At 74.6% G+C, this 22,431-nt stretch carries 16 protein-coding genes and 1 pseudogene; 12 read left to right on the top strand and 5 right to left on the bottom strand.

Features of this window, described 5'->3' with window-relative positions; genetic code table 11:
- Positions 1 to 601 precede the first annotated feature (601 nt).
- On the bottom strand, positions 602 to 2,185 hold the full coding sequence (locus Q2K16_RS25460; RefSeq protein ID WP_302740694.1) for an acyl-CoA mutase large subunit family protein: 1,584 nt from the start codon (positions 2,183 to 2,185) through the stop codon (positions 602 to 604).
- Positions 2,186 to 2,415: 230 nt separating this feature from the next.
- Here Q2K16_RS25460 and Q2K16_RS25455 point away from each other — a divergent pair, with 230 nt between their 5' ends.
- Both Q2K16_RS25455 and Q2K16_RS25450 read left to right on the top strand, forming a co-directional pair.
- A complete protein-coding gene (locus Q2K16_RS25455; protein ID WP_302740693.1) occupies positions 2,416 to 4,578 on the top strand; it encodes a serine/threonine-protein kinase in 2,163 nt (720 codons plus the stop codon).
- 92 nt (positions 4,579 to 4,670) lie between these two features.
- Positions 4,671 to 6,347, top strand: coding sequence for a phospho-sugar mutase (locus tag Q2K16_RS25450; protein ID WP_302740692.1), 1,677 nt, complete (start codon positions 4,671 to 4,673; stop codon positions 6,345 to 6,347).
- A 96-nt stretch (positions 6,348 to 6,443) separates the two neighbouring features.
- Here Q2K16_RS25450 and Q2K16_RS25445 read toward each other — a convergent pair whose 3' ends face one another.
- Positions 6,444 to 7,127, bottom strand: coding sequence for a GOLPH3/VPS74 family protein (locus tag Q2K16_RS25445; RefSeq protein WP_204927441.1), 684 nt, complete (start codon positions 7,125 to 7,127; stop codon positions 6,444 to 6,446).
- Positions 7,128 to 7,272: 145 nt separating this feature from the next.
- The gene (upp, locus tag Q2K16_RS25440; RefSeq protein WP_088643926.1) at positions 7,273 to 7,905 is read right to left on the bottom strand and encodes a uracil phosphoribosyltransferase; all 633 of its coding nucleotides are present in this window, start codon (positions 7,903 to 7,905) and stop codon (positions 7,273 to 7,275) included.
- Between the two features lie 150 nt (positions 7,906 to 8,055).
- Between upp and deoC the strand changes: the two genes are divergently transcribed.
- From deoC to Q2K16_RS25425, 3 genes are read left to right on the top strand one after another with little or no spacing between them, the layout of a single operon-like run.
- Positions 8,056 to 9,045 (top strand): deoxyribose-phosphate aldolase, encoded by a 990-nt coding sequence (gene deoC / locus Q2K16_RS25435; protein WP_302740691.1) that lies wholly within the window; start codon positions 8,056 to 8,058, stop codon positions 9,043 to 9,045.
- Positions 9,046 to 9,050: 5 nt separating this feature from the next.
- Positions 9,051 to 10,475 carry an aldehyde dehydrogenase family protein gene (locus Q2K16_RS25430; RefSeq protein ID WP_302746611.1) on the top strand — a complete coding sequence of 475 codons (1,425 nt, stop codon included), beginning with the start codon at positions 9,051 to 9,053 and terminating at the stop codon, positions 10,473 to 10,475.
- Positions 10,468 to 11,292 carry an aldehyde dehydrogenase family protein gene (locus Q2K16_RS25425; RefSeq protein WP_302740690.1) on the top strand — a complete coding sequence of 275 codons (825 nt, stop codon included), beginning with the start codon at positions 10,468 to 10,470 and terminating at the stop codon, positions 11,290 to 11,292. Before Q2K16_RS25430 ends, Q2K16_RS25425 begins: the two co-directional genes overlap by 8 nt.
- Positions 11,293 to 13,209: 1,917 nt before the next feature.
- On the opposite strand, the gene Q2K16_RS33120 is transcribed toward Q2K16_RS25425, so the two are convergent.
- Positions 13,210 to 14,757, bottom strand: a complete 1,548-nt coding sequence (locus tag Q2K16_RS33120) for a fibronectin type III domain-containing protein (RefSeq protein WP_368052508.1) — start codon at positions 14,755 to 14,757, stop codon at positions 13,210 to 13,212.
- Between the two features lie 475 nt (positions 14,758 to 15,232).
- Here Q2K16_RS33120 and Q2K16_RS25415 point away from each other — a divergent pair, with 475 nt between their 5' ends.
- The 6 genes from Q2K16_RS25415 to Q2K16_RS25390 are packed head-to-tail and all read left to right on the top strand — an operon-like array spanning position 15,233 to position 20,783.
- Positions 15,233 to 15,715, top strand: coding sequence for a BlaI/MecI/CopY family transcriptional regulator (locus Q2K16_RS25415; protein WP_302740688.1), 483 nt, complete (start codon positions 15,233 to 15,235; stop codon positions 15,713 to 15,715).
- Between the two features lie 10 nt (positions 15,716 to 15,725).
- Positions 15,726 to 16,631 (top strand): M56 family metallopeptidase, encoded by a 906-nt coding sequence (locus tag Q2K16_RS25410; protein WP_302740687.1) that lies wholly within the window; start codon positions 15,726 to 15,728, stop codon positions 16,629 to 16,631.
- Positions 16,632 to 16,677: 46 nt separating this feature from the next.
- Positions 16,678 to 17,019 carry a cytochrome d ubiquinol oxidase subunit II gene (locus tag Q2K16_RS25405; protein ID WP_302740686.1) on the top strand — a complete coding sequence of 114 codons (342 nt, stop codon included), beginning with the start codon at positions 16,678 to 16,680 and terminating at the stop codon, positions 17,017 to 17,019.
- A complete protein-coding gene (cydD, locus tag Q2K16_RS25400; protein ID WP_302740685.1) occupies positions 17,016 to 18,692 on the top strand; it encodes a thiol reductant ABC exporter subunit CydD in 1,677 nt (558 codons plus the stop codon). The genes Q2K16_RS25405 and cydD overlap by 4 nt, the downstream gene beginning before the upstream one ends.
- A 44-nt stretch (positions 18,693 to 18,736) precedes the next feature.
- Positions 18,737 to 20,539, top strand: a complete 1,803-nt coding sequence (gene cydC, locus Q2K16_RS25395) for a thiol reductant ABC exporter subunit CydC (RefSeq protein WP_302740684.1) — start codon at positions 18,737 to 18,739, stop codon at positions 20,537 to 20,539.
- Positions 20,540 to 20,597: 58 nt separating this feature from the next.
- Positions 20,598 to 20,783: a hypothetical protein gene (locus Q2K16_RS25390; protein WP_302740683.1), complete on the top strand. Its 186-nt coding sequence runs from the start codon at positions 20,598 to 20,600 to the stop codon at positions 20,781 to 20,783.
- Between the two features lie 89 nt (positions 20,784 to 20,872).
- Here Q2K16_RS25390 and Q2K16_RS25385 read toward each other — a convergent pair.
- Positions 20,873 to 21,215 (bottom strand): annotated as a pseudogene (locus Q2K16_RS25385) (PadR family transcriptional regulator).
- A 151-nt stretch (positions 21,216 to 21,366) separates the two neighbouring features.
- Between Q2K16_RS25385 and Q2K16_RS25380 the strand changes: the two are divergent.
- Positions 21,367 to 22,416 (top strand): DNA primase, encoded by a 1,050-nt coding sequence (locus tag Q2K16_RS25380; RefSeq protein ID WP_302740682.1) that lies wholly within the window; start codon positions 21,367 to 21,369, stop codon positions 22,414 to 22,416.
- The last annotated feature ends 15 nt before the right edge of the window (positions 22,417 to 22,431 follow it).

Genomic DNA, 22,431 nt, shown 5'->3' with positions numbered 1-22,431 from the left:
ACGCTGCGCAACCTCGTTATGGTAGCGATCAGAGCGCACAGCGTCACGTAAGCCCTGGTGGGAGGGCTCGAATATCTGCGGGACAGCAGGTAGATCGCGGTCGGACGCCGTCATCTGCCCCCCACCTCCTACAACGCGTAACCGATTGGGCGGTCGCGAAATCGGCGTCGATCCGGGGCCGTCGTATCCGAATTGTCGCATTGGTCGCACCGGTTGGCCGCCCGTCCGACAATTAGCCGACGCCCCTGGGTGAGCAGCCGATCCCCGACGGTGACACGCCGCCTCCGGGCACGCCCGGACATGCTGTCCGTCCCGTTCACCCCTTCGGGTTTACCCAGGAACCACGCATCGCACGCCCCGACCACGCGGACCGCCCGCGATCCGGGCGATCCGACCGGCACACCACCGCCAGGTTGTCACCGACGGTAGCCCCACCCACCTCGCCCGGCGACCCCTAGCGGCCCCGACCGGACGACGACGGCGCCCCCTGCCGGCAGCGGACCACCGGCGGAGGTCGCCGTCCGGGTCAGCGTCGGGGGTCGGACCGTCCGCCGGGCCACGGGCAGCGCACCGACCGGGACCGCAGCAGTCGGCCCGAAGATCAGAAGCGGTCGCTCGGACGGTACGTCCCCCAGACCTGGCGCAGCGTGCCGCAGACCTCGCCCACCGTGGCGCGGGCCCGCAGCGCCTCCTTCATCGGGTAGAGCACGTTCTCGTCGCCCTCGGCGGCGGCCCGCAGCTCGGCCAGGGCCCGTTCGACCGTCGCGCCGTCCCGCTCGGCCCGTAGCCGGGCCAGCCGCTCCGCCTGGGTCGCCTCGATCGTCGGGTCCACCCGCAGCGGCTCGTACGGCTCCTCGGTGTCGATCTGGAAGCGGTTCAGCCCGACCACGACCCGCTCCCCCGCGTCGATCTGCTGGGCGAACCGGTACGCCGACTGCTCGATCTCCCGCTTCTGGAACCCGGCCTCGATCGCGTCCACCGCCGAACCGTGGTCGAAGACCCGGTCCATCAGGTCGTTGACCGCCGCCTCGATCTCGGCGGTCATCGCCTCCACCACGTACGACCCGGCGAACGGGTCGACGGTGGCGGTCAGGTCCGTCTCGTACGCCAGCACCTGCTGGGTGCGCAGCGCCAGCCGGGCGGCCTTCTCGGTGGGCAGCGCGATCGCCTCGTCGAAGCTGTTGGTGTGCAGCGACTGGGTGCCGCCGAGCACCGCGGCGAGCCCCTGGACCGCCACCCGGACCAGGTTCACCTCGGGCTGCTGGGCGGTGAGCTGCACCCCCGCCGTCTGGGTGTGGAACCGCAGCATCATCGACTTCGGGTCCTTCGCGCCGAAGTCGTCGCGCAGCAGCCGGGCCCAGATCCGCCTGGCGGCCCGGAACTTCGCGACCTCCTCCAGCAGGGTGGTGCGGGCCACGAAGAAGAACGACAGCCGGGGGGCGAAGTCGTCCACCGCCAGCCCGGCGGCCAGTGCGGCCCGGACGTACTCCACCCCGTTGGCCAGGGTGAACGCGATCTCCTGCGCGGGCGTCGCACCGGCCTCCGCCATGTGGTAGCCGGAGATGGAGATGGTGTTCCACTTCGGCACCTCCTTGCGGCAGTACGCGAAGGTGTCGGCGACCAGCCGCAGCGACGGTTTCGGCGGGAAGATGTACGTCCCCCGGGCGATGTACTCCTTGAGGATGTCGTTCTGGATGGTGCCGTTGAGCGCCGAGCCGGACAGGCCGTTCTCCTCGGCGACGAGCTGGTAGAGCAGCAGCAGCACCGAGCCGGGCGCGTTGATGGTCATCGAGGTGGAGACCTTGTCCAGCGGGATGCCGTCGAAGAGCAGCCGCATGTCCTCGATGGAGTCGATCGCCACCCCGACCTTGCCCACCTCGCCGTGCGCGATGGCGTCGTCGGAGTCGTACCCCATCTGGGTGGGCAGGTCGAAGGCGACCGACAGGCCCATGGTGCCGGCCTTCAGCAGCTGGTGGTAGCGCGCGTTGGACTCCGTGGCGGTGCCGAAGCCGGCGTACTGCCGCATCGTCCACGGCCGGGAGGTGTACATCGTCGGGTAGACCCCCCGGGCGTACGGGTAACGACCCGGCTCGCCCAGGCGGGAGTCCAGCTCCGGGGGGAGGTCCGTGGCCGTGTACACACCCTTGATGGGGAACCCCGACTCGCTCGCCCGCGCTTCACTCATCCACGGATGGTAGGACGCGGGGGCCCGTCGGTGGGGTGAGGGATGGCGCACATCTCGGTTCGGCATCGGTCGACGGGAGGTGAACGGCCAGGTACACACCGTTCGGCCCGGCGGTGGGTACGGTCGGATAGCACAAAGGTCCGCCGCGTCGGGTTTCGCATCGGGCGTCGGAACCAGCAAGATAGAGAGGTTGTGTCCCAGCCCCCTCGACTTTCCCGGTGGCTTTTCCTGTGACTCAGATCCCGACGTGGAGCGGCGGACCAGTGAGTCCCCCCAACGGACGCGCAGCACCCGGCACCACCATCGGCGGCCGGTACGAGTTGCGCTCCTCGGTGGGCAACGGCGGCATGGGCACGGTCTGGCGCGCGACAGACACCCTGCTGCGACGTGACGTGGCGGTCAAGGAGGTCGTCCTGCCGCCGGGGCTGGCCCCCAGCGACCGGGACGCGATGTACGAACGCACCCTGCGCGAGGCCCGCGCCGCCGCCGCGATCCAGCACCCGGCCGTGGTCCAGGTGTACGACGTGGTCACCGAGGGTGGCCGGCCGTGGATCGTGATGGAGCTGCTGGACGCCCGCAGCCTCGCCGACATGGTGATCGAGGACGGCCCGGTGGCCGGGCGCGCGGTCGCCAAGATCGGCATCGCGCTGCTCGGCGCGCTGGAGGTGGCGCACGCCAACGGGGTGCTGCACCGCGACGTCAAGCCGGCGAACGTGCTGATCTGCACCGACGGCCGCTGCGTGCTGACCGACTTCGGGGTGGCCCGGATGCCCACCGACGTCCAGCTCACCACCCCCGGGATGGTGCTCGGCTCGCCGCACTTCATCTCCCCCGAGCGCGCCATGGGGCAGGATTTCGGCCCGCCCAGCGACCTGTTCTCGCTCGGCGTGACCCTCTACACGGCGGTCGAGGGGCGTCCCCCCTTCGACAAGGGCGACCCGATCGAGACCATGCACGCGGTGGTCGAGGACCCGCCGGCCACCCCGCAGCGCAGCGGCCCGCTGACCCGGGTGCTGATGGGCCTGCTGGAGAAGGACCCGGCCCGCCGGCTCGACGTGCACACCGCGCGGGCGATGCTGCGCGAACTCCTCGCCGGCCCGCTGACCAGCACGGCGACGGCGGTCAACTCGATCACCGACCCGTACTCGGTGGTGCCGGTGCAGCGTCCGTCGGGGCCGCCGGCCATCGCCGCACCGCCGGCCGAGCCGAAGCCGAGCGGGCAGATCGGCGGCCGGGCGATGCTGGCCGCCGGTGAGTCGCTGACCGACCGGCTGGCGAAGCTGCGCCGGGGCGAACGCCCCGAGCCGGTTGTGGCCTCCTCCGCCGCTCTCGACGACACCAGCGCCGACGCGCTCGCCGGCCCGCTGCACACCCCGACCGGCGCGATGCCCCCGCCGACCGGGCCCACCGCCGGCGCGTTGCCGACCGGCCCGACCGCCGGGACGTACGGCAGGGCCGAGGCCACCCAGCGGATCACCCCGGACGCCACCCAACGGATCGGCACGGGCGCTCCGGAGGCCACCCAGCGCATCGGTGGCGGCACCGCCGACGCGACCCAGCGGATCGGCACGGGCACCCCGGCCGGCCGGTCCGGCTACGGGGCGGCGGAGCCGACCCAGGCCATCTACGGCGGCGGCGGGAACGCCGAGCCGACCCAGGCGGTGTACGGCGGGCAGTGGTCCATCCCCGGCACCGGCCAGTCGTGGACGTCGCCGCCCCCGCCGCCGGGCGGGGCCGACGGTGGCGCGCTCGGCCGGGCGAAGGGTGCGGGCGGTCGCCTGGTCGGCACGGTGAAGGGCTGGCCGCGCAAGCTCCAGCTCGCGGCGGCCGGCGGCCTGGCCGTGGTGCTGCTGATCGGCGCGGTGGCGCTGTTCAGCAGCGGCGACCCGGAGTCGACCCCACCCCCGCAGGCCGGCCCGAGCACACCGGCTGCCGGTGGTGGCGAGCTGCCGCCGATGCAGGAGCACAGCGCCCGGGGCATCCGGGTGAACGTGCCGAAGGGCTGGCAGCGGGCGACCGGCGGGGTCTACATCGACTACGTCGACCCGCAGGACAAGGGCCGCAAGGTGCGCATCCTCACCGAGAAGTTCGGCGGCTCGTCGAGCCGGTGGGCCGAGGTGGCGGAGAACGGGCTGCGGAACCGGACGAGTTCCTGTGCCAAGCCCTACGAGCAGTTGGCGATGGGCGAGAAGGACCTGGCGGGCAAGTCGGCCGCCGAGTTCGAGTACACCTGCGGGGACGGCGGCGACAAGCGGCACGGGGTGTGGCGCGGGGTGGTGCACGAGGGAAAGGTCTACTCGTTCTACCTCACCGCCAACGACGCCAGGTTCGCCGAGAGCAAGCCGATCTTCGACGAGATGGTCAAGTCGTTCCAGCTCACCGGGTCGAGCTGAGCCGGGTCGCGGGGCGGGCCGGTCCGGCCCGCCCGGCGGGGTGATCCGGGTCGACCGGACCCGGTGATCCGCCGCCGTGCTATCAAGGTGCGATGGCGGCGGAAACCATTGACCTCGACCGGATTCGCGACCAGGCTCGACGCTGGCTCGACGACGACCCCGACCCGGCCAGCCGGGACGAGCTGCGGGCCGTGCTCGACCGGCTGCCGGCCAGCGCGCCGGAGCTGGCCGACCGGTTCGCCGGCCCGCTGACCTTCGGCACGGCCGGGCTGCGCGGCCCGCTGCGCGCCGGGCCGAACGGCATGAACCTCGCGGTGGTCACCCGGGCGGCGGCCGGGCTGGTCGGCTGGCTCGCCGCCGAGGGCGGCGAGGGTCCGCTGGTCATCGGGTACGACGCCCGGCACGGTTCCCGCGAGTTCGCCGAGCGCACCGCCCAGGTCGCCACCGGCGCGGGCCGGCCGGCGCTGCTGCTGCCCCGGCCGCTGCCCACCCCCGTGCTGGCGTACGCGGTGCGCAAGCTCGGCGGGGTGGCCGGGGTGATGGTGACGGCCAGCCACAACCCGCCGCAGGACAACGGCTACAAGGTCTACCTGGGTGCCCAGCTCGGTGGGGCGCTCGGCGCGGGGGCGCAGATCGTGCCGCCGGCCGACGCTGGCATCGAGGCGGCCATCCGGGCGGTCGGCCCGCTGGCGCAGGTGCCGCTGGGCCCACCCGGCCAGGTGCTCGGCGACGACCTGGTCGCCGCGTACGTGGAGCGGGCCGTCGCGGTGATCGCCCCGGGCGGGCCGCGTGACCTGCGGGTGGCGTACACCCCGCTGCACGGGGTGGGGGCGGCGGTGCTGACCGCGGCCTTCGCCCGGGCGGGTTTCCCGACCCCGGGGGTGGTGCCCGACCAGGCAGAACCGGACCCGGCCTTCCCCACCGTCAGTTTCCCCAACCCCGAGGAGCCCGGCGCGGTGGACCGGTTGGTCGCCCTCGCCGACGCCACCGACGCCGACCTGGCGATCGCCAACGACCCGGACGCCGACCGCTGCGCGGTGGTGGTCCGCGAGCCGGCCGGCACCGGGACGGGGTGGCGGATGTTGCGCGGGGACGAGGTGGGGGTGCTGCTCGCCGACCACCTGATGCGGCGCGGCGTCGACGGCCTGTACGCGACCACGATCGTGTCGTCGTCCCTGCTCCGGGCGATGTGCACGGCCCGGGGCCGGGCGTACGACGAGACGTTGACCGGGTTCAAGTGGATCGTCCGGGCGGGGGGCGGGACGCCGCCGCTGGCGTACGGCTACGAGGAGGCGCTCGGCTACTGCGTGGCCCCCGACCACGTACGCGACAAGGACGGCATCACCGCCGCGCTGACCGTCGCCGAGCTGGCCGCCGGGCTGAAGGCGCAGGGGCGCACCCTGACCGACCGGCTGGACGAGTTGGCCGCCGAGTTCGGCGTGCACCACACCGACCAGTTGTCGGTCCGGGTGGACGACCTGCGGATCATCGCCGACGCGATGACCCGGGTCCGGGCGGCCACCCCGACCACGCTGCTCGGTGCGCCGGTCACCGGGGCGCAGGATCTGCTGCCCGACGCCGACGTGGTGATCCTGCGGACCGCCGCCGCCCGGGTGGTCATCCGTCCCTCGGGCACCGAGCCGAAGCTCAAGGCGTACCTGGAGGTGGTGGAGCCGGTCGCGGAGGGCGACGTGCCGGCGGCCCGGACCCGCGCGGCGGCGGCGCTGACCACGCTGCGCGCCGAGGTCGCCACCGCCCTCGGCATCTGACCTCACTGTGCAATGTCGCTGATGTGGCGGTATCCCCGGCCTCGGATACCGCCACATCAGCGACATTGCTACCCCACCCGCCGAGGGCGGGCCGGGTCAGCCCACGGCGCGCTTGCCGAGCGCCTGGTCGACGGCCTGCCCGAGGGCGGTGACCACCAGGGCCACCGACGGGCGGACCACCGACTCCTCCAGGCTGATCGTGCCGGAGAACCCGGCCCCGCCCGCGATCTCCTCCAGCCGACGCCTGGCGTCCTGCGCGGCGCTGCCGGTCAGGCCGAGCGCCGGTTCCATCCGCAGCACCGCCACCAGGGTGGCCAGCGCCGCCGTCCGCTCGTCGGGAAGCTGCTCGCCGGCCAGCGCCTCGGCCAGCCGCCGCCGGCTGTCCTGCTCCACCGACGGGTCGGTGGTCGGGTAGCGGTGCACCACGATGAAGTCCAGCTCGGTCTCCTCGACGTCGCGCACCACGCCCCGCTCGACGAGGTCGCCGAGGATGCGGTCACGCAGGCCGTGCCGCAGCCGCTGCACCCAGGATGAGGGGCTGTGCGGGGTGTCGGCGGCCATCCGGCCCAGCACCCCGTCCAGGATCGGTTCGCCGACCGGCGTCGGATCGGTCACCGCCAGGTTCCCATCGACGTACGCGATCCGGCCGGCAAGGGCCAGCTCGACCAGGACGGCGGCGGCCATCCCCAGGTCGAGGCTGATCCGGGGCATGGTCGCCTTGCCGGTCTCATCGTCATACGCGAGGAGCAACAACTCCTCCGCCAGCGCAACACCAGTCATGGCCCGAGACGGTAGCGCCTGAACGCACCCCGCGCTCACCGACTCGCTCTGGGTGGGAAGGCAACCCCGCCGGCCGGTCCGACCGCTCGCCCGTGACCTGCCGGCCGCCCACCTGCCCACGCCGACCGTAGCGGCGGTGGGCAGGTCAGAAGCGGGGCATTCCGCCGAACTGGCGGTCACCGGCGTCGCCGAGACCGGGAACGATGAACATGTTGTCGTTCAGCCCCTCGTCGATCGACGCGGTGACCAGCCGCAGCGGCAGCCCCGACCGCTCCAGCCGAGCGATGCCGACCGGCGCGGCGAGCACGCAGAGCACGGTGATGTCGGTGCAGCCCCGGTCGGCGAGCAGCCGGCAGCAGTGCTCCAGCGAACCGCCGGTGGCCAGCATCGGGTCGAGCACCAGCACCGGCAGGCCGGCCAGCTCCCGGGGCAGCGACTCCATGTACGCACGCGGCTCGTACGTCTCCTCGTCGCGGGCCAGGCCGACGAAGCCCATCGACGACTCCGGCAGCAGCCCGAGCGCCGCGTCGGCCATCCCGAGGCCGGCCCGCAGCACCGGCACCAGCAGCGGCGGGTTCGCCAGCCGGGTCCCCTCGGCACCGGTGACCGGGGTCTGCACCGGGTACTTCTCGACGGGGAAGGTGCGCGCGGCCTCGTACACCAGCATGGTGGTGAGTTCGTGCAGCGCGGCCCGGAACGACGACGAGTCGGTCCGGGCGTCCCGCATGGCGGTCAGCCGGGACTGGGCGAGCGGGTGGTCAATGACGTGTACGTCCACGATCGCTCAACCTACCGGTCCCGGTCGGCCGGCAGTACGGGGTGCGCGGCGGGCGGCGACGTCGCTCACCCCCGGCCCGGCGGGCCGGGCCGGTCACCCGGGACACTGTGACCCGGATCACCCGACTCGCGGCTGCGTAGTATTCGGGTCATGACGGCGACAACGACGTCGGCCCGGTCGGACCTGTCCGAGCTGGGGCGATCCGAGACCGCGTTGCGGACCTTCCTGCACGGCCTGCCCGGGGTGGACCAGGTCGGCGCGGAGCAGCGGGCGGCACAGCTCGGCACCCGCTCGATCAAGACCACCGCCAAGGCGCAGGCGATCGACCTGGCCATCCGGATGGTCGACCTGACCACCCTGGAGGGGGCCGACACCCCGGGCAAGGTCCGCGCCCTGGCCGCCAAGGCGCTGCGCCCGGACCCGGCCGACCCGACCTGCCCACACGTCGGCGCGGTCTGCGTCTACCCGGCGATGGTGCCGCACGTGGCCGAGGTGCTGCGCGGCAGCGCCGTGCACCTGGCCAGCGTGGCGACCGCGTTCCCGTCCGGGCAGGCGCCGCTGGACGTCAAGCTCGCCGACACCCGGGCGGCAGTCGCCGCCGGGGCCGACGAGATCGACATGGTGATCAACCGGGGCGCGTTCCTGGCCGGCCGCTACGCCGAGGTCTACGACGAGATCAAGGCCGTCAAGGAAGCCTGCGGCTCTGCTGATGGCGGTCGCCCGGGGCGACCGGCAGCCCACCTCAAGGTGATCCTGGAGACCGGCGAGCTGGCCACCTACGACAACGTCCGGCGGGCCTCCTGGTTGGCGATGCTGGCCGGCGGCGACTTCATCAAGACGTCCACCGGCAAGGTCCCGGTCGCCGCGACCCTGCCGGTGACCCTGGTGATGCTGGAGGCGGTCCGCGACTTCCGGGCCGCCACCGGCCGGCAGGTCGGCGTCAAGCCGGCCGGCGGGATCAAGAACACCAAGGACGCGATCAAGTACCTGGTGATGGTCAACGAGACCGTCGGCGGCGACTGGCTGAGCCCCGACTGGTTCCGGTTCGGCGCGTCCAGCCTGCTCAACGACCTGCTCATGCAGCGCACCAAGCTGACGACCGGCACCTACTCCGGTCCCGACTACTTCACCCTGGACTGAGCATGATGTTCGAATACGCCCCTGCGCCCGAGTCGCGCGCGATCGTCGACATCAGGTCGTCCTACGGGCTGTTCATCGACGGCGAGTTCGTCGACGGCGAGAACCTCGACAAGACGGTCAACCCGGCCACCGAGGAGGTGCTCGCCGAGGTCACCTGGGCCGGCACGCAGGACGTCGACCGGGCGGTCCGCGCCGCCCGCAAGGCGTACGACAAGGTGTGGGGTCCGATGCCGGGCCGGGACCGGGCCAAGTACCTGTACCGGATCGCCCGGATCATCCAGGAACGCTCCCGCGAGCTGGCGGTGCTGGAGTCGCTGGACAACGGCAAGCCGATCCGGGAGTCCCGGGACGTCGACCTGCCGCTGGTCGCCGCGCACTTCTTCTACTACGCCGGCTGGGCCGACAAGCTCCCGTACGCCGGCTTCGGCGCGAACCCACGACCGCTCGGGGTGGCCGCGCAGGTCATCCCGTGGAACTTCCCGCTGCTCATGCTCGCCTGGAAGGTCGCGCCCGCGCTCGCCGCCGGCAACACGGTGGTGCTCAAGCCCGCCGAGACCACCCCGCTGACCGCGCTGCTGTTCGCCGAGATCTGCCAGCAGGCCGACCTGCCGGCCGGCGTGGTCAACATCGTCACCGGCGCCGGCGACACCGGCCGGGCGCTGGTGGAACACCCGGGTGCGGACAAGGTCGCGTTCACCGGCTCCACCGAGGTCGGCAAGGCCATCGCCAGGTCGGTGGCCGGCACCGGCAAGAAGGTCACCCTGGAGCTGGGCGGCAAGGCCGCCAACATCGTCTACGACGATGCGCCGGTCGACCAGGCCGTCGAGGGGATCGTCAACGGCATCTTCTTCAACCAGGGTCACGTCTGCTGCGCCGGCTCCCGGCTGCTGGTCCAGGAGAACGTCGCCGAGCAGGTGCTCGACGCGCTCAAGCGGCGGATGGCGCTGCTGCGCGTCGGCGACCCGCTGGACAAGAACACCGACGTCGGGGCGATCAACTCGGCCGCCCAGCTCGCCCGCATCCGCGAGCTGTCCGACGCCGGGGCGGCCGAGGGCGCGCAGCGTTGGTCGCCGCCGTGCGAGCTGCCCGACCGGGGGTTCTGGTTCGCGCCGACCATCTTCACCGGCGTCACCCAGGCCCACCGGGTGGCCCGCGAGGAGATCTTCGGCCCGGTGCTGTCCGTGCTGACCTTCCGCACCCCGGCCGAGGCCGTCGAGAAGGCCAACAACACGCCGTACGGGCTGTCGGCCGGGATCTGGACCGACAAGGGCTCGCGCATCCTGTGGACCGCCGACCGGCTGCGCGCCGGGGTGGTCTGGGCCAACACGTTCAACAAGTTCGACCCGACCTCGCCGTTCGGCGGTTACAAGGAGTCGGGCTACGGCCGCGAGGGTGGCCGGCACGGGCTGGAGGCGTACCTCAATGTCTGAGCGGGTCGCGGTACGCAAGACGTACAAGCTCTTCATCGGCGGGAAGTTCCCGCGCAGCGAGTCGGGACGGTCGTATCTCGTGCAGTCCTCGAACGTGTCACTGGCCTCCCGCAAGGACGCGCGGGACGCGGTGGTCGCCGCCCGCGCCGCCGTCAAGGGCTGGGCCGGGGCGACCGCGTACAACCGGGGTCAGATCCTCTACCGCGTCGCCGAGATGCTGGAGGGCCGCCGCGACCAGTTCGTCGCGCTCGGCGTCCCGGCCGACGAGGTGGACGCGGCCATCGACCGCTGGGTCTGGTACGCCGGCTGGGCCGACAAGCTCCCCCAGGTGTACGGCGGCGCGAACCCCGTCGCCGGCCCCTACTTCAACCTGTCCGCGCCCGAGCCGACCGGGGTGGTGGCCGTGGTGGCCCCCGAGTCCCCGGCGCTGCTCGGCCTGGTCAGCGTGATCGCCCCGGCGATCGTCACCGGCAACACGGTGGTGGTGGCGGCCTCCCCGTCGGCCCCGCTTCCGGCGGTGACCCTGGCCGAGGTGCTGGCCACCTCGGACCTGCCAGGCGGGGTGGTCAACCTGCTCACCGGCCGGATCACCGAGACCGCGCCGACGCTGGCCGCGCACCTGGACGTCAACGCGATCGACCTGGCCGGGGTGACCGATTCCGAACTGGCGGCCGACCTGGAGGCCAGGGCCGCGGAGAACCTCAAGCGGGTGCTCCGGCCGGCCCCGGCCGACCACGACTGGACGGGCGACCCGGGCCTGGGCCGGATGACCGCGCTGCTGGAGACCAAGACGGTCTGGCACCCCAAGGGGGTGTGACCGGCCCGGTCCCGGGTCCCGGTTCAGCGGCCCACCGCCAGCGCGACGACCGGACGGTCGAACGTGATCGGGGCGGGAGCCGCGCCGGGGGCCGCGTTGATCCGGTGGACGGTGCGGGAGTGGTCCCCCGCCTGGCACCCCAGGTAGAAGACGGACTCGCTGTCCCGGGCCCAGGACACCGGGTAGCCGGTGCAGTAGTTGGCCGGCGTCAGGCTCCACAGCCGGACGCCGGCCGGCGAGTAGCCGTACACCCGTCCGTTGTCAGTGCCGAACGCGATCGTCGCGCCGTCCGGCGACCAAGCGGCGGGGCTGAAGCCCTCGTCGCGTCCCCCGCTGTAGAGGGTCTTCTTCCCGCTGCCGTTGGTGGCGCTGGTGTAGAGCGTCGCCGGCTGGGTGGCGGTGGTCACCGCCCACCTGTCGCTGGTCGGGTTCCACGACGGTGGCCCGTCCCACCGGTTGGCGCTGACCCGGGTGGGGGTGCCGCCACCGGCGGGGACCACGTAGATGCCGTCCGACGGGCAGGTGTAGTTCCCGAAGCTGCTGCTCCGGGAGAAGCTGACGCTCGCGCCGTTCGGCGACCACACCGGGAACGTGTCGAAGGTGTCGATGCCTGTGCACTTCGGGTCCTGGAAGGTGAGCTGGCGGTCCTGCCCGGTCGACACGTTACGGACGAAGAGGGGCCTGCCCCGGCCGGAGAAGGTCCGCTGGATGACGACCTCGGTGCCGCCCGGGTTGACCGCCAGACCCGTCACCCCGCCGGAGAAGGTGCCACCGATCTGCCGCCGGCCGCCGCCCCGGTCGTCGGTCTGCACCAGGCGCAGCGTGGTGTAGCAGTCGCTGCTCACGCACTCCACCGCGTAGAGATGCTGCGGCCAGGGGGCGTGGGCGAGGGTCCGGCGGTAACGCAGGATCGACGGATTGCTCTGGTCGAAGCCGAGCGAGGGCAGGGCGATGCCCGCGCCGGCGTCCAGGCCACCGGTCAACGTCCACCACGGTTCGGCCGCCGGATTCGCCGACAGGCCGACCGCGACGTCCGCCGTCAGGTACGGGCCGGCCACCCCGTACAGGAAGAGTTCGAGCCGGGGACCCACCCGCGCGGCCACCGACGCGCCCCCGGACGGGGTGGGTGCCGTGTAGGTGAAGCTGCTGCTGGTCCGGGCGATCGGCCGCAGACCACCGGCGGCGGACCAGGACAGCCCCAGCGTGCCCTCGGCGTGCTGGCTGGCCCCGGCGGTGACCTGCGCGCTGACGGTGCCCTCGGCCGACAGGTAGAACTGCACCTGCGGGGTGACCACCACCGGCACCGGCCCGATGCTGAACGTGACAGGCGCGAAGCGGATCGGCGCGGGCAGCAGCGGCACCGGGCCGAGGTGGCAGCCGCTCGCCGCCTTCGCGGTGGCGGTCAGCGCGGCGTCCTGGGAGAGGGTGCCGGTGAACGTCACCGACTGCACCGAGAACCAGCCCCACTCGACCGAGAGGTCGACCGACGGGCTGACGCCGACGCTCCCCACCACCGCGACCGACCCGCCCCCGGAGCAGCTCACCGTCCGGTTGATGCCCTGTCCCACCGGGCTGGTCGCCTCCCGGCCGGCGAGCCTCCGCCGCAACCGGTCCGGGGTCAGGGCGGCCGGCCCCGCCCCGGCCGGCGTGCCGGCGGCGACCACGTCGTCGGCGGACAACGGCGCGGACACCGCGAAGTGTCCGGCCCCGAACGCCTCCTGCAACGTCGCCGGTTCGGTGGTCAGCACCCGGTTGCCCTGGGCGTCGGTGGCCGTGTCGACGACCCTGACCAGCAGTCCCTCCGGGGTCGTCGGGCCGACCCCGGCGGACAGCACCTCACCGGGTCGCGGCGTCGTCGCCGTCGGGGCCAGCACCACCTGACGGTCGCCCCCGGGCGGGCCGGTCACCGCGCGGACGTCACCGGCGTCCACCTGACGGGTGCTGCTGGGCACCGCCGTGTCGCCGAGGAAGTAGCCGACCACGTCCACGACGACGTGGGTGACGCCGGCCGAGTTGTGCACCAGCGTGCCGCCGTCGACACCGAGCGGGGCGACGGAGAGGTTGGGCACCACCGCGCCCGGGGTGAAGTTGAGGTCCGAGGCGGTGGGGCGGGCGGTGACTGACGGGTAGACGGTGAGGAAACCGGCGCTGGTCGGCTGGACCGCCGTGACGTTGGCGATCATCCCGGTGGGGGGGCAGCGCGGCGGTGGCCGCCGGAAGGCCGGCCCGGCCCGCCACGGCCACCGGCAGCGAGGCGCCTCCGGCGACCGGCGCCTTCGGGGCACCCAGGCCGGCCCGGGTGTCGACGATCCGGGTCGGCGGGACGCTGGCCAGGTAGGCCCCGCCGACGGACGGGTCCGACCCGTCGCTGAACCAGCCGGTGACGTCGACGACCAACGGCGTCGAGCCGGCCCGGTTGTAGAAGCTCACCCTGCCGTCGACCCCGACGGGCACGATCACCCGGTTGGCGAGGACCTGCCGCGCCACGAAGTTCAGCGTCGAGGCGGTCGGTCGGGGCTGCCCCGCGGGGTAGGCCGTGACGAAACCGGCGGCGTCGGCACCGGCCACTGTGGTGTTGAGCACCACCGCGGACACCCCGGAGGCGGGCACCCCGCCGGCTCCGGTGACCTGGACGTCGAGCTGCCCGTCCGGGCCGGGGGTGACGCCGCCGAGGCCGGTGCGGGTGTCGACCAGGCGAGCGGGGGCCAGGCCGTGGAACAGGCCGGCGGCGGGTGAGGCCGTGCCGGCCGTGGAGAACCAGCCGGCGACGTCGGCCACCAGTTGCGTCGGGGCGGACGAGTAGAGCACGACGGTGCCGTCCGCACCGACCGGCACCACGACCAGGTTGGCGACCGTCTGCCCCCGGGCGTAGTTGACGTTCGAGGCCGTCGGCCGGGCCGTCCCGCCCGGGTACGCCGTGACGAAGCCACCCCCGGCCGGGGCGGTGACCGTGACGTTCAACGCCACCGCCGCTGCTCCCGTACCGGGGACGCCGCCGCGGCCGGCCACGGTCAGGGTCACCTGCCGGGTGGCACCGGCCGGTGCGCCCAGCCCGGAGCGGGTGTCCAGCAGCCGGGCCGGGGGCACGGCGACCAGGGAACCGCCGGGGGCGGCCACGGTGACCGGGCCGCCCGCCCGGGTGGGGGGCGACGCGTCCGCCCCGGCCAGGGCGGCCACCTCGGCGACGTACCCGGTGTTGGGGCGGACGCCGGCGAGCACCGCGTGGTCCGCGTCGGCGGGGAGGTCGAGGGAGAGGCCGGCGGGAACCGTGCTCACCCGGTAGCCGGTGATGCCCGTCCGGTCCTCCGGGGGTGTCCAGTCCACCCGCAGGGCCAGCCCGTCGGCCACGGCCGTCACGGCGACCGGGCCTGGCGGGGTCCCGGCCGCGGACGCCGGCACGGTCGGGAACGTCCCGGCGACCGTCGCGGCGAGGACGACCGTCAGTCGACGAACGTGAGCCCTCATTAGGTGCCTCCTTCACAGACTGGTGATCGTCTACCAGTCCGGGTCGGACCCCCGACAGTGGATGGTCCGGCAACGGACAGCGCCGGGTCGGATCCGGTCCGAACGGCCCCGGTCGGCCTCGATCGGCGGGTGCCCGCACCGGCCCGAGGGGCCACCCGCTCCCGCCCGACGGCGACGGGGCCGCCCCGACCGGCGCGACCCCGTCGGCCCGGGGACAGCCGCCGGACCGCGACGGTCGACGGCCGGGCCGGCACGGTCGCCGTGGCCCCGCGGTCGCCGTGGTTGCGCGGTCGCCGTGGTTGCGCGGTCGCCGTGGTTGCGCGGTCGCCGTGGTCGGCCCGCGATATCCGGGGCCGGTCCCGCATGATCATCGGGCTGCCACATGATCGCCGGGGTGGGACCGGGCGGCGGAGCGGTGCGGTCGGCCGCCGGGTGGTCCGACAACCGGTCGTACTACCGGGGGTAGGATTGCCCGGTGACTCGGTTGGGCGATCTTGAGCGGGCGGTGATGGACGTGCTCTGGGACGGGATCCCGGGCACGTCGGACGGGGTGACCGTGCGCGAGGTCGCCGAGGCGCTGGACGGGCGCGAGTTGGCGTACACGACGGTGATGACGGTGCTGGACCGGCTCGCCGGCAAGGGCATGGTGCAGCGCGAACGCGAGGGGCGGGCCTGGCGCTACCGGGCCGCCGCCAGCCGCGAGGCGCACATCGCCCAGCTCATGCTCGACGCCCTCGACCTCGGTGGCAGCCGGGACGCCGCGCTGGTGCGTTTCGCCCGCTCGGTGACCGGCACCGAGGCCGAGGTGCTGCGGGCGGCGCTCGGCGCGGAGGCGGGGCTGACCGGCCCCACACCGGCCGGACCCGACGCCGGGTCGACCGGGGCCGGACTGACCGACCGGGTCGGGGACCCGCGCGCCGGTCGACCCAGGGCCGTCGACGAGGCCACGGACCGGTAGGGCGACCGCCGTGGCGTACGCCGTGCACTTCGCCGGGACGGTCCTGGCCTGCTGGCTGACCGCCCAGGTGCTGGCCCGCGCCACCTGGACGTGGCGGGCCCCCCGGGTCGCGATCGTCTGCTGGCAGGCGGTCGGGTTGGCGCTCGGCCTGTCCGCGATGGGCCTGCCGATGGCGTTGGGGCTGACCGCGTACGACCGGCCGACAGGCGGGGCGCTGCTGGCCCTCGCCGACGACCTGGCCCACGGCACGCTGCCGGCCGGGGTGACCGCCGTCCACCTGGGCCTGGTGGGGGTGGGCTTCGGCATCGGCGCGGTGCTGCTCGGCACCACCGCCCGCAGCGTGCACTCCACGGTGCGGGCCCAGCGTCGGCACCGGGACCTGCTCACCCTGGTCGCCCGCCGGGACCCGGCGATCCCCGGCGCGCTGGTGCTCGACCATCCCGGTGCCGCCGCGTACTGCCTGCCCGGGGTGCGGCCCCGGGTGGTGGTCAGTGCCGGCACCCTCAGCCTGCTGGACCGGGCCGAGTTGGCGGCGGTGCTCGCCCACGAGCGGGCGCACGCGCAGGAGCGGCACGACCTGGTGCTGTTGCCGTTCACGGCGCTGCGCCGGGCGCTGCCGTGGTTCCGCTGGGTCGGCGCCGCCCACGAGCGGGTGGCCCTGCTGGTCGAGATGCGCGCCGACGACAAGGCCCGTGAGCTGCACGCCGAGGCTCCGCTGGCGGGGGCGCTGCGCCGGTTCGCCGCCGCCGGGCACCGGATCGCCCCGGCCGGCACGCTCGGTCTCGGTGACCGGGACCTCGACGTCCGGGTGCAGCGGCTGCTGGTCGCCGACCGGCCGCCCCGGGTGCTCGGGGCCGCCGCGCTGGCGGTGACGACCACCCTGGCCGCCCTGCCGATCTCGCTGTTCCTGAGCTGACGCCCCGCGTACCGGACGGCAGTTCCGCACGCGTCTATACGTAGCCATGCTACGTATAGCATCGCTGGTGGTGGCGCTGGTCGGGGCGCTGCTGGCGGCCCGCGCGGCGCTGCGCCGGGGTCGGCCCGGGGTGGCCCTGGCCGCCACCGGCGCGGCCCTCGCGCTACCGGTGGCCCTCGTCGGCGCGGCCCGCTGGCCGGCCGTGCTGGTCTCCACGGTCGACCCGGCGGCCACCGTGACCGTCACCGAGGCGGCGGCCGGCGGGTCGACGCTACGGCTGCCGGGCTGGCTGCTGCTGCCCCTCCTGCCGGCCCTACTAGGCTTCCAGGCAATGTGCTGGTGGGTGTTCCGGGGACGGACCGACGGCAGGGCACCGGTGTACCGGTGAACCGCCGTCCCTTCGACCCGCGTCTGCTGCGCCGGGTCCCCGCGGCCCGGCGCGACCTCGCCGTGCTCGCGGCCCTCGGCGGGCTCACCGCGCTGCTGGTCGTCGCACAGGCCACCGCGCTGGCCACGGTGCTCGCCGCCGGCATCGACGGCCGGCTGGACACCGGCGCGCTGGCCGGCTTCGTCGCCGCCGTCGGCGGCCGGGCCCTGGTCACCTGGGGGCAGGGCACCGTCGCCGCGCGGGCCGCCGCCACCGTCAAGGCGACGCTCCGCGCCGACCTGCTCGCCGCCGTCGGCCGGCACGGGCCCGGGTGGGTCGCCGGCCAGCGGGCCGGGCAGCTCGCCACCCTCACCGGGCGCGGCCTCGACGCCCTGGACGCCTACTTCACCGGCTACCTCCCCCAGCTCGTGCTCAGCGTCACCGTGCCCGCCGCCGTACTGGCCCGGCTCGTCTTCGCCGACTGGAGTTCGGCCCTGATCATCGTGCTGACCATCCCGCTGATCCCGGTCTTCGGCGCGCTGCTCGGCTGGCAGGCCCAGGCCGCCACCGAACGGCAGTGGCGGCGGCTGTCGATGCTCGGCGGGCACTTCCTCGACATGGTCGCCGGGCTGCCCACCCTGCGCGCGTTCGGGCGGGCCGGGGCGCAGACCGGCGTGGTCCGCCGGATGGCCGACGGGCACCGCGTCGCCACCATGAAGACGCTGCGGATCGCCTTCCTCTCCGCGCTGGTGCTGGAGCTGGTCGCCACCCTGTCGGTGGCGCTGGTCGCGGTGCCGGTCGGCATCCGGCTGCTCGACGGCGGGATCACCCTGGCCACCGCGCTGCTGGTGCTGCTGCTCACCCCGGAGGCGTACCTGCCGCTGCGGGCGGCCGGCAGCCGGTTCCACGCCAGCATGGAGGGGCTGACGGCGCTGGACGAGGCACTGACCGTCTCCGCCGTACCGGCAGGTGGTGCCCCGGCGGCCACCGGCCGCGCCCGGACACCGACCGGTGACGGCGAGATCGTCTTCTCCGGCGTCACCGTCGCCTACGAGCGGACCACCGCCCTGCGGGACGTCACGCTCACCATCCGGCCCGGCGAACGGATCGCCGTCGTCGGGCCGAGCGGCGCCGGCAAGAGCACCCTGCTCGGCCTGCTGCTCGGCTTCGTCACCCCGACCGCCGGCCGGATCACCGTGGCCGGCACCGACCTGGCCGAGGTCGACCTTGAGCAGTGGCGTCGGCAGATCGCCTGGGTGCCGCAGCGGGCCCACCTGTTCGCCGCCTCACTGGCCGACAACATCCGGCTCGGCGCACCCGACACCCCCGACGCCGACGTGGCGCGCGCGGTCGCCGACGCGGCGCTGGACGAGGTGGTGACGGCCCTGCCCGACGGGCTGGGCACCCTGCTCGGCGAGCGCGGCCACGGGCTGTCCAGCGGCCAGCGGCAGCGGGTCGCCCTGGCCCGTGCCTTCCTCCGGGACGCCCCGCTGGTGCTGCTCGACGAGCCGACGGCCCGGCTCGACACGGCGAGCGAGACGATCGTCCTGGACGCGACCCGGCGGCTGGTCGCCGGGCGTACCGCCCTGCTGGTGGCACACCGGCCGGCCCTGCTGGCGGACGCCGACCGGGTGCTGCACGTCGACGCCGGCCGGGTCACCGAACTGACCCCGACCGCGGAGGCCGGCCGGTGAGCGCCCGCCCGGCCGCCCCTGCCCCCGGGGCGGGAGGCCCGACCATGCGCACCGGACCCGCCCCTGTCGCGCGACCCGAGCGGGTGGTGCTGCGGCTGGCCCGGCCGTACCTGGGCCGGCTGGTCGGGGCCGGGCTGCTCGCGTCGGCCACCGAACTCGCCGGCCTGGCCCTGATGGCCACCGCCACCTGGCTGCTGATCAGCGCCGCCGGCCAGCCACCGCTGGACCGGCTCACCGTCGCCATCGTCGCCGTCCGGGCGCTGGCGATCAGCCGGGGGGTGCTGCGCTACACCGAACGGCTCGCCGGTCACGACGCCGTGCTCCGCATGATCACCGACGTCCGGGCCCGGGTCTTCGCCAGCCTCGCCGCCCGTCGGGGGCCTGCCGGCCAGCGCAGCGGGGACGCCCTGAGCCGGCTGGTCTCCGACGTCGAGGCGGTCCAGGACCTGCTGCTGCGGGTGCTCGTGCCCGGGGCGGCGGCCGCCCTGGTCGGGGTGCTGGCCGTCGGCGGGGCCGCGCTGGTCTCGCTGCCCGCCGCCGGGGTGCTCGCGGTCGGGCTGCTGGTCGCCGGGGTGGCGCTGCCGGTGCTGGCCACCGCGCTGACGCGCCGGGCCGCCGACGAGGTCGCGCCGCTGCGCGGCGCGCTCGCCACCGACGCCGTCGACCTCACCCACGGTGCCGCCGACCTGGCCGCCTTCGGTGCCACCGACCAGGCGCTGCGGGCCGCGACCCGACGCGCCGACCGGTTGGCCCGGCTGGAGCGCCGGCTCGCCGCGACCGGGTTCGCGGTGGACGCGGCCGGGGTGCTGGTGGCCGGGCTGACCGCCGCCGGGGTGGTGCTCGCCGCGCTCCGCGCCGACGTGTCCGGGGTGCTGGTGGGGGTGCTCGCCGTCGGCACCCTCGCCGCGGTCGAGATCGCGTTGGCACTGGTCGGCGCGGCACGTCAGCACACCCAGCTCCGCGCCGGCCTGGCCCGGGTGGCCGGCCTGCTCGACGAGACCCCCGACGGTGACCCCGGGGACGGGCCCGATCGGCGGCGACCGACGCCGGAGCCCGGCACCGCGGCGGCGGACGCGGCCACGACGGGTCTCGACGTGCGGTTCGACGGGGTCGTCGTCCGGTACCGGGAGGGTGCCGCGCCGGCGCTGGCCGGGTTCGACCTCGACCTGCCCGCCGGACGCCGGATCGCGGTGGTCGGGCCGAGCGGGGCGGGCAAGAGCACCCTGGCCGCCGTCCTCACCGGATCGGTACGACCCGACGCCGGCCGGGTCACCCTCGCCGGCCGGGACGTCTCGGCGTACCCGCCCGGGGAGCTGCCCCGGGCGGTCGGTGGCCTACTCGCCGAGGCGTACGTCTTCCACGCCTCGGTCCGGGAGAACCTGCTGCTCGGCCGGCCGGACGCGGACGAGGCGGAGCTGGTCGACGCGACCCGCGCCGCCGGCCTGCTGGACTGGGTACGGGCGCAGCCGGACGGCTGGGACACCGTGGTCGGCGAGGAGGGCGGTCAGCTCTCCGGCGGGCAGCGGCAGCGGCTCGCGCTGGCCCGGGCGCTGCTCGCCGCGCCCGGCGTCCTGGTGCTGGACGAGCCGACCGAGGGGCTCGACCCGGTCGCCGCCGACGCGGTGCTCGCCGCGACGCTGGCGGCCACCCCCGCCGGACGCTCGGTGCTGGTGATCACTCACCGGCTCAGCGGCCTGGCCGGCCTGGACGAGATCCTGGTGCTCGACGCCGGGCGGGTCGTCCAGCGGGGACGGCACACCGACCTGGTCGCCACCCCCGGCTGGTACCGGGACCAGTGGCTGCTCCAGGCGGCCGCCGAGCGCGGCTACCTGGCCCTGACGCCCTGACCCGTCGCGCCGGCCCGGGCCGGCACCGCCGCCCGGCTTCCAGGTGCTCGCCGCTCCGATGGACGGGATCTGGCTGGTCGTGGCCGGGGTGGCGCCGGTGGCCCTGCTGGGCGGGCGCTGGGCGGCCCGGCGGGGCCGGACCGCCCCGCCCGTCGAACGGCTGCTCGGGTTCGGGCTGGCCGGCACGCTGCTCGTCGGCGCGGTCGCCGGGGTGGCGCTGTTCGCCTGGTCGGTCGGGCGGTAGGACGCGGCCCTGACCTGGCTGCCGTTGACCACCCGCCCGGCTGCGGACCGCGGCACCGGGTCGGGCCGTCGGACGCGGACCGGGCGGGGTCAGGCCGGGGCGGGGGGTGGGGTTGCGGGGTCGAGGAACCGGCCGACGGTCGCGCTGAACTCGCGCCAGCCGGCCCGTTCACCGGCCAGCGACGCCCGTGCCGGAGTCGGTGAGCCGGTAGGTGCGCCGCTCCCGACCGTTGACGGTGCTCCACGAGCTGGCCACGTGACCGGCCCGCTCCAGCCGACGCAACGCGGGATAGATGGTGCCGGTCGGCAGGTCGAGCTGCCCGTCGCTGCGGGCGCGCAGGGCCTCGATGACGGCGTAGCCGTGCAGTTCGCCCTGCTCCAGCACGGCCAGGAGCAGGGCGTCCAGGTGACCGTGCAGCGCCTGAGCCCTCATGTGTAGCTACGCTACTTGTCAACCCGCCGGACCGCCGACCGGACGCGGGCCCCGGACGCCGTCGGGGTGCGGGTTCGCAGTGCCGTCGAGGTGCGGGTTCGCGGTGCCGCCGGGGTGCGGGGTCCGCCGACGCAGGGACGCCCATTAGGGTATGTGCCCAGAGTCACTCGGCGACCGCGAGGCCGCCGGGTGGGCAAACCCGACGCACACGGAGGTCAGCGTGGTCCGCCAGTCGCCCCAACGGCCCGACGCCGACGAACCCGAGCTCGCCGACACCGATGGGCCGGCCGGCCCCGACGTGGAGCCCGGCCCGGTCGACCGCTCGCTCTGGGACGAGCTGAACATCGATCCGGTCGAGATCGCCCTGCCCGCCGGCACCGGCTTCACGCTCCGGGCGTACCGGCCGGCGCGTGAGCTGACCCCGACGGACGTCGTCGAGCGCGACGAGGACGACCCCTTCCTGGCCCGGCGTCAGGTCGTCGAGGCCGAGGACGACGACGAGGTGGTCATCCTCGACGAGGAGTTCGCCGCCCTCGCGGCGGAGGACGACGAGGCGGACGCCAAGGCCGGGGGCGACGGCAAGCGGACCGACCGCAAGCGCGACACCGCCGACGCGGACACCGACACCGTCGACCCGGACGCCGATGCCGACGCCACCGACGACGACACGGACGCGGACACCAAGGGCGACGAGGAAGCCGACGCCGAGGGCGACGAGGAGGTGCCGGTCTTCCTGAGCCACAAGGGCCGGCTGCTGCTGTTCAAGACGCCCGAGTCGTTGGTCAGCTTCGTGCGCTCCGGCGCGCCTAACGACATGGCTCAACTGGACGGTTGGAATGAACTGTCCGAACGGGTGGAGCCCGCCGACATCGCCCCGCGCGACGAGGACACCTACGAGCTCGACCTGGTCGTGGAGAACCTGCGCGGCGGGCACGACACGTGGGACCCCACCCTGCTCATCGAGGCCGGTGAGGTCGCCCGCGACCTGTCGTACGCGCTGCGGCTACCCGCCGTGCTGGACATGCTCTCGGCCGGTTCCAGCCTGGACGACCTCGACGAGGCGCTGCGCGCTTCTGTCAACGGCGGAGTCGGTGGTTTTCTCGGCCGTAGGCGGCTGAAAAAAATCGGGGCCCAGACCGCAAGCTTGGGGTGGCGCACCATTGTCGGCAAGATCTCTGCCGTCGTGGACTGGCGCGACTGACCCCGAGCGGGGAGC

It is taken from the genome of Micromonospora cynarisoli, assembly GCF_030518815.1.
Classification (GTDB): domain Bacteria; phylum Actinomycetota; class Actinomycetes; order Mycobacteriales; family Micromonosporaceae; genus Micromonospora; species Micromonospora wenchangensis.
This window is presented reverse-complemented; position numbering and strand designations above follow the sequence as displayed.